We start from the raw sequence: 11,981 nt of genomic DNA, 5'->3' as shown, positions 1-11,981 counted from the left end.
GGTGCGGCGACTATCGGCGCTTACGCTGGTCGCGCGTATCACGCTCGGAGGTGTCGTCGTCGGACGGGTAGTGCGGGATCTCGGACAGCAGCCCGAGCAGGTTGCTGGGGATGCGGATCGGGTGGGAGTCGCGCAGCGCGGAACGCGCCCGGCTCTGATCCTCGACCTCGGCCGCGCAGTCCGGGCACAGGGAGAGGTGGTGCGCCGCCCGCAGGTGCGCATTCATCCGCAGCTCGCCGTCGACGAACGCCGCGATCGCCTCGATGGACAGGTGCTCGGTGGAGCGGAACCGGCGGGGCGCGCCGACGGGCTCGTCGCTCTGGGAGGCGAACTGGGCGGGCAGCCAGGAGAACGCGCGGCGAAATACCTCTCCCCGGTCGGCCATCACCACATCCCTTCGGGAAACTCTAAGATTTCTAAGCCGCGCATAATTCGAATGTAGCGCGGCCGAGCCCCCGGCACCCCCCGTACGGCCCGCAAAACCCCACGATTCGCGGCCAAATTCGCCAGTGGGCTGTGGATAGCCCACGACACACGTCGGGCGCGGCCGGGCGGCGTCGGAGCTACAGTGAATCCGCATCATGTCCGGATGTGGGTTCGCCGCTGCCCCTCGGATCGACGGGGCGGCCTCCCGGGGCGCTCGCTCCTCAGCGTGCGCCGGTAGGTGGGTGCGTTTGATGGGGAATTCTCCCCATTTTCTGGAGCGCTCGAATTGACAGCACCGCGACGACGTCAGATTCCGGTGCCGCGCTTGTTGGAGCGCGAGACGGTGCTGGCCGAGCTGGTCGGGCTGACACGGGGAGTGCGCGGCGGCGCTGGCCGGGTGGTATTGCTGCGCGGTGAAGCCGGGGGCGGCAAGACCGCGGTGATCACCGCGTTCACTGCGGGGCTGGACCGGTCGGTGCGCGTGTTGGCAGGCGGCTGCGACCCACTCAGCGCGCCACGGCCGCTGGGGCCGCTGCTCGACGCGCTGGTCGGGCTGGGCCCCGCGGCCGACGCGCTGGGCGCCGCGATCGAGGCCAGTGATACGGCCGCGCTGTATCGCCGGCTGCTGGCGCTGCTGCGCGACGGCCACCGGTGGGTGTGGGTGATCGAAGACGCCCATTGGGCCGACGGGGCCACCGTGGACCTGATGCGGTTTCTGGCCCGGCGCATCGGGTCGCTGCCGCTGCTGTTGCTGGTGTCGTACCGCGACGAAGAAGTGGACGCGCAGCATCCGCTGGCGGTGGCGCTCGGGGATGTGGCAACCTGCGCGGCGGTGAGCCGCATCGCGCTGGAACCGCTCAGCCGTGACGCGGTGGCCGCGTTGGCCACCGGCAGCGGGCTCAACGCCGACGAGTTGCACCGACTCACCGGCGGAAACCCGTTCTTCGTCACCGAGGTGCTCGCCGCCGGCACCGACGCTCGGGGCGGAAAAGCTCTGCCGCGCAGCGTTTCCGAGGCGGTGTGGGGTCGGCTAGCTCGGCTGTCGGCGGCGGCCCGCGACGCCGCGAAGGCGGTAGCCGTCTGCGGTCCGCACGCCGATCCCGCGCTGGTGCACCGGCTTTGTCCGGCGGCCGACGCGGGACTGGCCGAATGCCTCGACGCGGGAATGCTTGTCGCTCAAGAGCGCTCGATCGCGTTTCGCCACGAACTGGCCAGGCACGCGACGCTGGACCGCATCGACGGCCACCAGCGCAAGCTCTTGCATGCCCGCGCGCTCGCCACGCTCGCCGAACCACCGGTCGACCCAAACACGTTGGCGGCCCTGGCCTTTCACGCCGACGAGGCCGACGATCCCGAGGCCGCCGTCCGGTACGGCGTCGCCGGCGCGCAGCGCGCCGCGGGACTGGGGGCACACCGCCAAGCGGCCGAGCTCTACGGCCTAGTGCTGCGCCACGCCGACGCCTCGCCTCCCGAACGGAAGGTGGCCTGGCTGGAGCGGCACGCGCGGGCCGCTTATCTGGGCGGGCGCGTGCAGGCCTGTGTGCGTTCGTACCGCGACGCCATCGCGCTGCGACGTCAGCTTGGGGATCCCTTGGGCGAGGGCGACGATCTGCGCCGGCTCTCGCACGTGCTGAGCCGGGCCTCCGAGGCGAGAAAGGCAGGACAGGCGTCACTGCGGCTGCTGGAGCAGTGTGGGCGCACCCCGCAGCTGGCATGGTCGCTGGCCCACATGGCCGAGTTGTCCTTCATGGCCTACGACCCGGCCTGCGACGATTACGCGCTCCGCGCGATCGCGCTCGGCGACGCGCTGGGCCTACCGGACGTGTCGATGAAGGCGCGGTACTACTCCACGCTGGCGGCGGTCCTGCGCACCGGTGCGGGGTGGGACGAGCTCGCCTCGGCCTGGCGCGAGACCATGGGCACCGCGGACCTCGCCGAACTGGCGGGAGTCATGGGTTCGGGGCTGTGCTGGCAAGCCTCGCTGCACCACGAACTGGATCGCGCCGAGCGCTACATCGCCGAAACCACCGCCTTTTGCTCCGACCACGAGCTGGGCACGTTTGAGCCACTCGCGGTCTCCTCTGCCGCGGTGGTCGCATTGCACCGCGGGGACTGGGCAGGCGCAGCCGCCCGCGCCGAGGATGTACTGTCCCGACCCGCGATGACCCCGCTGCATCGGCTGCTGCCGCTGCTCACGCTGGCGTTGATCCGCGCCCGGCGCGGCGAAGGAGCCGTCTCCGCGCTGCTCGACGAGGCCCTGGCCGCCGCCGAGCCCGACGACTTCTTCCGCCTCGGGCCGGTGTGGGCGGCGCGCGCCGAGGTCGCCTGGCTATGCGGGGACGACGAGACCGCGCTCGCCGAGGCGCGCGCGGGGTTGGCCACCGTCGGTGACCAGACCGACCCGTGGTGGGTCGGGGCGCTGCATCGCTGGGCCCATCTGGCCGGCGGCGAACCCGGTGACAACCACCGGGCGGGCACCCTCTTCGAGCTGGAGGCCGGTGGCGACTGCCGAGGCGCCGCCGCCGGGTGGACGCGCCGCGGTTGCCCCTACGAGGCGGCCATCGCCCAACTCGGCGGCGACACCGCCGCAGTGGAGTCGGCGCTGGCCACCTTCCGCCGCCTCGGCGCCAAGGCCGCCGCCCGCCGCGCCCGGCAACGCCTCACCGAGCTGCGCGGCACCACGCCACGCACCCGGCGCGCGGACATCCGGGCCGACCCCGACGGACTATCGCGCCGCGAACGGGAAGTGCTCACGCTGATCGCCGCCGGGCACAGCGACGCCGACATCGCGACCAAACTTTCCATCAGCCGCAAAACCGTTGGCCACCACGTGGAATCGATCCTGACCAAACTGGGCGTGGAGAACCGCACGCAGGCCGCGGCCCAGGCCCGGCAACTCAAACCTTCGACTCCTGATCCGGCTTACACCTCGAAATAGCGGCGAATCGCCTGCCCACTGTGAAGCACGAAGCGCGTCCCGCCGGCGGGGCAAGTCGGAATTGGTAGCGAATCGACCGTCGTGCAGTTGCCAGGATTCAAGGGTCCCTGGGAGATGCCCGGCCAGATAACCGGGCAGACAGACAAATAGGGAATTTTCCCCATCAACGAACCCCCGCCCCCCGGGCACACTTCGCATTGAGCCGCCCGACTCGATCGCGGCAGCACGGCGCACAAGCGAAGGACAGACGGACATGAGCGGACGAAACCACCTGCGAACGGACCCGGACGACCCCGAGAAACGCCTCGCCGATCTGGAAAATCAGCTCGCCGAGCAGCGACGGATCGACCTCTGTTCGAAGATTCCGTCGCGATCCCACGCCGATACCCGGCTTCGCGCGGTTCATTTCTCAACTCCCCTTCGGGGGTCACTGATGCGTCGGTCCGCCATCGTCGCGTCCGTTGTGCTGCTGATGTTGGGGATCGGCGGCGTCGTCGTCCTCGTGTTCTATAACTCGCTGTTCGGCAACTACAGCGGCGATGGTCACGGCGAAAAGGGCAACGCGTATAGGGCCTACGGCGAGGTGCCGATCCCGGGAACCCAGACATTGCACCTGCCCGCCGGACAGGTGACGATCACCTTTCATGCCGAGACCGGCGGCGTTCCGGATGCCGGCCTGCCGATCCCGGACCTCCAGCTGAACATCGCGCCTCCCACCGGAGTGGCCCATCCGAAAGTCACCGAAACCGCCGGGGGGACAACGAGCGTCGATAACGACTCGCGGCGGCAAGTGTGGGTGGCAGAGATCCCGCGGGACGGTGACTACCAAATCACCACCGACGGCCAAGTCGACCAATTCGTCAGTGCCCGGCTGGCGTTCGGGCACCCCGAGATCGGCTCGTTCCGAATCCCAACACGGCTCCGGCCCGGAGCAGGGGTGTTCGCGACGCTGATGTTCTTGGCGTCAGCCGCGTTGTACAGGCGCACGCGCCCAGAACACGGAGGGGGCACGCCAACCACCGCGACGGCGGGCCTGGAGATCTCCAACAAGCGACGAGACAAGCGCGACGACATGATGCACCTGAGGATGGAAGCTGGGCTCAGCGCCGGGAGGGCACGCGCTGAAGCGGTTCTGGGACAGGCACTCAGGGTGCTCCTGGCCGCCGGGCTCGTATTGTTGCTCGTCGGACTGGTTGGACGAGCTGTCCTACCGTCCGTCGGCTTCGGGTGGTTGGTCTCGATCGGCCTGGCGCTATCCGGCGGCGCGGCATTCCTCTTGGTAGTGCGGGGGTTGTATACGCTGCGCGTCGTTAAGAAGGTGCGATGGCAGGACGGCACTATCACGATCCGCACGGTCGAACCCGGCCCGGTCGGCGAAAGCGGCCAGCGTGTCGTCTGTGAGGTCGAGCTGAAGCCCATGCCGCGCGTCGTCTACGAAGCACATCCGAACCCAACGGCGCGAATCACCCGGGTGGCGACGACGGCCGGACCACTTGACGCCCGGTGGCTCGTCGTCGGCGTGACGATGCGCTGCCGAATCGATCGTGCCGAGCTTGAGTACTTGCTGCGGGCCTTCCCGTATGCCGCGCCCGACGCCCCGCTCCCGTCCGGCGGCAGCTTGACTTTTAAGAGGGCGTAGGCGTCCTAAGCCGACTTGACCTGTGCCGCGTCGCCGTGTTGCGGGTGCACGGCTAAGTAGTCGCGCAGCGCCTGGCGCCCGCGGTGGATGCGGCTGCGCACGGTGCCGAGCTTGACGCCCAGGGTGGCGCCGATCTCCTCGTAGGACAGGCCCTCGATGTCACACAGGACGACCGCGGCGCGGAATTCCGGCGGCAGCGAATCCAGCGCGGCCTGCAGGTCGGGCCCGAGCCGCGAGTCGTGGTAGATCTGCTCGGGGTTGGGCTCGTCCGCGGGCACCCGGTCGTAATCCTCGGGCAGCGCCTCCATGCGGATGCGGGCGCGCCGGCGCACCATGTCGAGGAACAGGTTGGTGGTGATGCGGTGCAGCCAGCCCTCGAAGGTTCCGGGCTGGTAGTTCTGCACCGAGCGGAAAACCCGGATGAAGGTCTCCTGGGTCAGGTCCTCGGCGTCCTGCTGGTTGCCGGAGAGCCGGTAAGCAAGCCGGTACACGCGGTCGGCGTGCTGGCGCACCAGCTCGTCCCACGACGGCATGGCCGCCTTGTCCCCGGTCGCGTCGAACACCGCGGTGCCCTGCAACGCGTCCGTCGTCTCCACCCATTCGTCGTCCCGGCAGTCCTGGGCGTGCGACATGGTGGTCGGGCTCAAAAGCGCTGTGGTGATTGGATCCTCCAGAATTGGCCTGCCGTCGAAGCTCGACAGCTCATCGACCGCGTCAACGCGGAGTTCCCAGCGTGTATTCCCATTCCGGCGATTTGTATTCCCGGTCCCCCGCACCCCGCGTTCCATATGCATACCGTCGCCCATCGGCGTATGCGGGGCATAGGAGCAATCTGAGGTTTGGCTGAGAAACCATATCGTTACGAGCGTTGAGCAGGGCGAATCCGTCGGGCAGTGAGCTGCGTCGCGCCACGGGCTCCGGGCGTGTCGTGGCGGTCCGGCTAAGGCGCGCCTGCCCGAGAGCGCCGCGAATTGGAATACGCTGCGGGCATGGACGGCACCGACGAAAAAACCCCCGCCCCGGCGGCCTCCAGTCGAGCCGAATCGCTGGTCGCGCACGCCGAGGCGTCGATATCCGAGGACGCGCTCCTGGCGGCCGCCCGCGAACGCGCCGAGGAGATCGGCGCCGCGGCGGTGACGCCCGCGGTCGGGGCGCTGTTGAGCCTGCTGACCAAGCTCAGCGGCGGCAAGGCCGTCGCCGAGGTGGGCACCGGCGCCGGGGTCAGCGGGCTCTGGCTGTTGTCGGGCATGAGCGACGACGGGGTGCTGACCACGATCGACATCGAGCCCGAGTACCTGCGGATCGCCAAGCAGGCGTTCTCCGACGCCGGCGTCGGACCGTCGCGCACCCGGTTGATCGGCGGCCGCGCCCAGGAGGTGCTCACCCGGCTCGCCGACGAGTCCTATGACCTGGTGTTCATCGACGCCGACCCGATCGATCAGCCGGACTATGTCGTCGAGGGGGTGCGGCTGCTGCGCTCCGGCGGCGTCATCGTGGTCCACCGCGCGGCGCTCGGTGGCCGGGCGGGCGATCCCGCGGCCCGCGACGCGGAGGTGACCGCGGTGCGCGAGGCTGCCCGGCTGATCGCCGAGGACGAACGGCTCACCCCCGCCCTGGTGCCGCTCGGCGACGGCCTGCTCGCCGCGGTGCGCGACTAGTGGGCTAGGCGGGCCAGGCCTCGGGATAGATCCGTTCGACGCGGTCGCGTTTCGTGTACATGTCCCAGTAGATCTGGGCGAGGTCGTCGGGGTCGGCGAGCGGAAATGCGCCGGCCGACTCGGAGTCGGCCTGCGCCGCGGCGGCCACCGCACCCATTTCACTGCCGACGATGAGAGCCCCGATCGACAGCGTGCCGGCGTAAACACCGGTGCCGGCCAACTCGCCGTTCAGCGAGTACAGCCAGTTGCGGGTGGCGGCCATCACCGGGCCCACACCGCTGAGGTGCGGTATCGCCTGCACGGCGGAAACGCCCTGGGTGAGCAGGAACGCACCTTGACCGCGCTGGATCCACTCCTGCAGCACGGCGCGGGCAACCTCCACCGGCGTCAGCAACAGCAGCGGGATGAGGCCTTCCAAGGTGGCCGCGTCCACCTCGACGGCCGGGGTGAAGCCCTGCTCGCCGCCGATCGGCCCGTACTCGATCACGTCGATCTGGCCGAAGCGCTCGCGAATGGCCCCGATCAGCGCCCCGACCTGGGCGGGCTGGCTCAGATCGGCGGTGAACCCGGCCGCCTCGATGCCTTCCGCGGCCAGCTTCTCCACCAACGCGTCCAGGCGGTTGCGCCGGCGGGCCACTAGGGCGACGCGAAAGCCTTCGCGCCCGAAGCGCCGGGCGACGGCCACACCGAGACCGGAACCGGCGCCGAAAACTGCAATCACTTTGGACATCCGAAGCGCTCCTTAACGGGTTGAGACGAGGCGTGATCGCCAATTCCTACTATTTGTGCGTAACGCCATGATGGGCCAGTATTGGAGGGCTTACAAAAGGCACATCGATGTGCGTGCCGGAGAGGAATGTGTGCAATGCAGGCCGCAGCGCAACCCGGTGCGCCCCTCGGCGAGGGGCCGTGTGCCGGCATCCCCGCCGACCGGGTCGCCTTCATCCGACAAGTGCTGGATCGCGTCGGAGATAAGTGGAGCCTCCTGGTGCTAGCGGCACTGGCGGCCGGGTCCCGGCGCTACACCGACCTGCAGCGCGAGGTTCCCGGCATATCCCAGCGCATGCTCACCCTCACCCTGCGCCAACTCCTGGAGGACGGGCTGGTGACGAGGACCGCGTACGCGGAGGTGCCACCGCGCGTGGAGTACGCCGTCGCCCCGCTGACCCACGGGCTGATCGAGATCGTCACATCCCTGGTCGATTGGGCCTCGGAACACCACGACGAGATACGCCGGCACCGAACCCGCGCAACCGAAGCCGCCGCGTCCGCGGGGTGACCGCCCCGCGGGACTAGTTTCCAGCGCGAGCAGACGCAAAAGCCCCTGCAAGCGCGGCGGTTCGGGGGCTTTTGCGTCTGCTCGCGCCAACGAATCTTTACGAGTTCCTGACGGGGCGCCCCCTTGACCGTCGGCTGAACGCGCGTTTAATGTACTGAACATGCGTTCAGCCGACCTGACCGCAACGGCTCGAATCCGCGACGCGGCCATCGAGCAGTTCGGACAGCACGGCTTCGGCGTGGGGCTGCGGGCCATCGCCGAAGCCGCGGGGGTGAGCGCCGCGCTGGTGATCCACCACTTCGGCTCCAAGGAAGGCCTGCGCAAGGCCTGCGACGACTATGTCGCCGAAGAGATCCGCAACATCAAATCGGAGACGATCAAATCCAACGACCCGGCCACCTGGTTCGCGCAGCTCGCCGAGATCGAGGAATTCGCCCCGATGACGGCCTACCTGGTGCGCAGCATGCAGACCGGCGGCGACCTGGCGAAGATGTTGTGGCGCAGGATGATCGACAACACCGAAGCGTACATGGAAGAGGGTGTGCGGGCCGGGACGATAAAGCCCAGCCGCGATCCGAAGGCCAGGGCCAAATACCTCGGCATCAACGGAGGCGGCAGCCTGCTGCTCTACATCCAAATGCACGACACTCCAACCGATTTGCGTGCGGTCCTGCGCGACTACGCCCGGGACATGATCCTGCCGGCCCTCGAGATCTACACCGAGGGCCTGATGGTCGATCGCACCATGTACGACGCATTTCTGGCAGCACAAGAACAAGGAGAATCCCATGCCGGCTGACAACTCCGCCAACGTCGCACCCATCGAAATTCGCGGCCTGACCAAGAACTTCGGCGCGGTGCGCGCGCTGGACGGCCTCGACCTCACGGTGCGTGCGGGAGAGGTGCACGGTTTCCTCGGGCCCAACGGCGCCGGGAAGTCGACCACCATCCGCGTTCTGCTGGGCCTGGTGAAGGCCGACAGCGGAAGCGTCCGGTTGCTCGGCGGCGATCCGTGGACCGACGCCGTGGAACTGCACCGCCAAATCGCCTACGTGCCGGGCGATGTCACGCTGTGGCCGTCACTGACCGGCGGCGAGACCATCGACCTGCTGGCCCGCATGCGCGGGGGCATCGACGACGGCCGCCGCGCCGAGCTCATCGAGCGCTTCGACCTCGACCCGCACAAGAAGGCCCGCACCTACTCGAAGGGCAACCGGCAGAAGGTCTCCCTGATCTCGGCCTTCTCGTCGCGCGCGCGGCTGCTCCTGCTGGACGAGCCGAGCAGCGGCCTGGACCCGTTGATGGAGAATGTGTTTCAGCAGTGCGTCGCGGAGGCGCGCGACCGCGGCACGACCGTCCTGCTGTCCAGCCACATCCTGGCCGAAACGGAAGCGCTCTGCGAGAGGGTTACCATCATCCGCGCCGGCCAGACCGTCGAGAGCGGCACCCTGGAGTCCATGCGGCATCTCAGCCGCACCTCGATCCGCGCCGAAATGATCGGGGACCCAGGCGATCTCAGGCGGATCAAGGGCGTCGAGGACGTCAGCATCGACGGCAACACGGTGCGCGCCCAGGTCGACAGCGAGAGCCTGGGTGAACTCATCCGGGCCCTCGGCGACGCCGGCGTGCGCAGCCTCGTCAGCCAGCCCCCGACCCTCGAGGAACTCTTCCTGCGCCACTACGACACCACGGACAAGGTCTCGGCATGAGCACCGCGACCCTCGATCGGCCACGCCACCCGGCGCACCCGGCGCCCCGGGCCGGTTCGAATTTCTCCGGGACGCTTGGGATGCTGCGGCTCTATCTGCGCCGCGACCGGGTCTCGTTGCCGCTGTGGGTGCTGCTGCTGTCGGTGCCGCTGGCCAGTGTGTACGTCGGCAGCGTCCTGAAGGTCTACCCTTCCGAGACCGCCCGCGCCGGGTTCGCGGCATCCATCATGGCCAGCCCGGCCCAGCGCGCGCTCTACGGCCAGGTCTACAACCACAGCGTTGGCGCCGTTGGCATTTGGAAGGCCGGGATGTTCCACCTGCTGATCGCGGTGGCGGTCATCCTCACGGTGATCCGGCACACCCGCGCCGACGAGGAGACCGGCCGCACCGAACTGGTGGACTCGACCGCGGTCGGCCGGTACGCCAGCCTGAGCGCGGCCCTGCTGCTGTCGTTCGGGGCGTCGATCGCCACCGGGGCGATCGGCGCGGCGGGGTTGCTCACCACCGACATCCCGCGCGGCGGGTCGCTCGCCTTCGGCGCGGCGCTGGCATGCTCCGGGCTGGTCTTCACCGCGGTCGCCGCGGTGGCCGCGCAGCTCTCGCCGAGCGCCCGCGTCGCCCGCGGCACCGCGTTCGCGGTGCTGGGCACGGCGTTCACGCTGCGCGCCATCGGCGACGCCGGCGACGGAACGCTGTCGTGGCTCTCGCCGCTGGGGTGGTCGCTGCAGGTCCGTCCCTACGCGGGCGACCGCTGGTGGGTGCTGCTGCTGCACGTCGCGACGACGGCCGTGCTCACCCTGGTGGCCTACCGGCTGCTCGCCGGCCGCGACGTGGGCGCCGGGCTGATTGCCGAACGTCCCGGCCCCGGCCGGGCCGGGCCGCGGCTGGGCGGCGTGGACGGCCTGACGTGGCGGCTCGACCGCGGCGCGCTGGTGCTGTGGACCGTCGGCCTGTGCCTGTACGGCCTGCTGATGGGCAGCGTGGTGCACGGCATCGGAGACGAGCTCGGCGACAGCACCATGGTGCGCGACATCGTCGCGCGGATGGGCGGCACCAGCGCGCTGGAGGAGGCGTTCGTCGCGGTGGCGTACGCCATGATGGGCATGGTCGCGGCCGCGTTCGCCATCTCGCTCGCCCTGCGCCCGCACCAGGAGGAGACCGGCCAGCGCGCCGAGACCACGCTGGCCGGCGCGGTCTCCCGAACCCACTGGCTGGCAAGCCATTTGGTGGCCGCCCTCGCCGGGTCCGCGGTCGCGCTGCTGGTCAGCGGCGTGGCCGGCGGGCTGGTCTACGGGATCGCGGCCGGCGACGTCGGCGGCAAGCTGGCCGTCGTCGTCGGCACCGCGGCCGTCCAGCTGCCCGCCGTGTGGCTGCTGGCGGCCGTCACCGTCGCGGTGTTCGGCCTGGCCCCGCGGTTCACGCCCGTGGCATGGGGCGTGCTGATCGCGTTCATCACCGTGTACCTGATCGGTTCGCTGGCCCGGTTCCCGCAGTGGGTGCAAGACCTGGAACCGTTCGCGCACACGCCGCGGGTCGGCGCCGACTTCACCGCCGCGCCGCTGTTGTGGCTGCTGGCCATCGACGCCGCGCTGATCACCTTGGGAGTCATGGCTTTTCGACGCCGTGATCTACGTTGCTAGGGAGGGCACGATCATGAAAACCGCTATTCGGCTGACGGCATCGTCGGTCTTCGGAACCGCCGCGACCATCTTGATCCTGTTCGGACCGGCCGGCACGTTCAACTATTGGCAGGCATGGGCTTTCCTCGCCGTGTTCACCGCGGCGTCCCTCGGCCCCACGATCTACCTGGCCAAGGCCAACCCGGCCGCCCTGCAGCGCCGCATGCACGCGGGCCCGCGGGCGGAACCCCGTGCGGCCCAAAAGGTCATCATCACCGGCTCGTTCCTGGTGCTCTTCGCGATGATGGCCTTCAGCGCCCTCGACCATCGGATGGGCTGGTCGACGGTCCCGGCGTGGGTATCCGTGCTCGGCGACGCCCTGGTGGCGTCCGGGCTCGGTCTCGCCATGCTGGTGGTCATCCAAAACAGTTACGCCGCGGCCACCGTCACCGTGGAGACCGGCCAGAAGGTCGCCTCCAGCGGCGTCTACAAGCTCGTGCGGCACCCGATGTATGTCGGGAACGTCATCATGATGGTGGGCATGCCCCTGGCGCTGGGCTCGTACTGGGGGCTGCTCTTCGTCGTCCCGGGAATCGCGGTGCTGGTCTTCCGCATCCTCGACGAGGAGAAGCTGCTGATCCAGGATCTGCCCGGGTACCGCGAATACGCGCAGCACGTGCGGTACCGCCTGGTGCCGAACGTGTGGTAGCGGC

General features: G+C 69.4%; 11 protein-coding genes. 8 read left to right on the top strand and 3 right to left on the bottom strand.

What is annotated here, in order from left to right:
* Positions 1-10 precede the first annotated feature (10 nt).
* The gene (gene rseA, locus AC5Y7V_RS24315; RefSeq protein WP_499882591.1) at positions 11-385 is read right to left on the bottom strand and encodes an anti-sigma E factor RseA; all 375 of its coding nucleotides are present in this window, start codon (positions 383-385) and stop codon (positions 11-13) included.
* Between the two features lie 357 nt (positions 386-742).
* On the opposite strand from rseA, the gene AC5Y7V_RS24310 reads away from it, so the two are divergent.
* Together AC5Y7V_RS24310 and AC5Y7V_RS24305 are read left to right on the top strand one after the other, a co-directional pair.
* The gene (locus AC5Y7V_RS24310; RefSeq protein ID WP_499882590.1) at positions 743-3,364 is read left to right on the top strand and encodes an ATP-binding protein; all 2,622 of its coding nucleotides are present in this window, start codon (positions 743-745) and stop codon (positions 3,362-3,364) included.
* Between the two features lie 253 nt (positions 3,365-3,617).
* A complete protein-coding gene (locus AC5Y7V_RS24305; protein ID WP_499882589.1) occupies positions 3,618-5,003 on the top strand; it encodes a hypothetical protein in 1,386 nt (461 codons plus the stop codon).
* 5 nt (positions 5,004-5,008) lie between these two features.
* On the opposite strand, the gene sigE is transcribed toward AC5Y7V_RS24305, so the two are convergent.
* Positions 5,009-5,791, bottom strand: coding sequence for an RNA polymerase sigma factor SigE (sigE, locus tag AC5Y7V_RS24300; RefSeq protein ID WP_499882588.1), 783 nt, complete (start codon positions 5,789-5,791; stop codon positions 5,009-5,011).
* 201 nt (positions 5,792-5,992) lie between these two features.
* Here sigE and AC5Y7V_RS24295 point away from each other — a divergent pair, with 201 nt between their 5' ends.
* A complete protein-coding gene (locus AC5Y7V_RS24295; RefSeq protein ID WP_499882587.1) occupies positions 5,993-6,661 on the top strand; it encodes an O-methyltransferase in 669 nt (222 codons plus the stop codon).
* A 4-nt stretch (positions 6,662-6,665) separates the two neighbouring features.
* On the opposite strand, the gene AC5Y7V_RS24290 is transcribed toward AC5Y7V_RS24295, so the two are convergent.
* On the bottom strand, positions 6,666-7,391 hold the full coding sequence (locus AC5Y7V_RS24290; RefSeq protein WP_499882586.1) for an SDR family NAD(P)-dependent oxidoreductase: 726 nt from the start codon (positions 7,389-7,391) through the stop codon (positions 6,666-6,668).
* A gap of 135 nt (positions 7,392-7,526) precedes the next feature.
* On the opposite strand from AC5Y7V_RS24290, the gene AC5Y7V_RS24285 reads away from it, so the two are divergent.
* From AC5Y7V_RS24285 to AC5Y7V_RS24265, 5 genes are all read left to right on the top strand, one after another.
* Positions 7,527-7,940, top strand: a complete 414-nt coding sequence (locus AC5Y7V_RS24285) for a winged helix-turn-helix transcriptional regulator (RefSeq protein WP_499882585.1) — start codon at positions 7,527-7,529, stop codon at positions 7,938-7,940.
* A gap of 160 nt (positions 7,941-8,100) precedes the next feature.
* The gene (locus AC5Y7V_RS24280) at positions 8,101-8,739 is read left to right on the top strand and encodes a TetR/AcrR family transcriptional regulator (RefSeq protein ID WP_499882584.1); all 639 of its coding nucleotides are present in this window, start codon (positions 8,101-8,103) and stop codon (positions 8,737-8,739) included.
* The gene (locus tag AC5Y7V_RS24275) at positions 8,729-9,649 is read left to right on the top strand and encodes an ABC transporter ATP-binding protein (protein ID WP_499882583.1); all 921 of its coding nucleotides are present in this window, start codon (positions 8,729-8,731) and stop codon (positions 9,647-9,649) included. The genes AC5Y7V_RS24280 and AC5Y7V_RS24275 overlap by 11 nt, the downstream gene beginning before the upstream one ends.
* Positions 9,646-11,289 carry an ABC transporter permease gene (locus AC5Y7V_RS24270; protein WP_499882582.1) on the top strand — a complete coding sequence of 548 codons (1,644 nt, stop codon included), beginning with the start codon at positions 9,646-9,648 and terminating at the stop codon, positions 11,287-11,289. The genes AC5Y7V_RS24275 and AC5Y7V_RS24270 overlap by 4 nt, the downstream gene beginning before the upstream one ends.
* A gap of 13 nt (positions 11,290-11,302) precedes the next feature.
* Positions 11,303-11,977, top strand: a complete 675-nt coding sequence (locus AC5Y7V_RS24265; RefSeq protein WP_499882581.1) for a methyltransferase family protein — start codon at positions 11,303-11,305, stop codon at positions 11,975-11,977.
* Positions 11,978-11,981 lie beyond the last annotated feature (4 nt).

Source organism: Mycobacterium sp. NGS34 (genome assembly GCF_059812845.1).
This window is presented reverse-complemented; position numbering and strand designations above follow the sequence as displayed.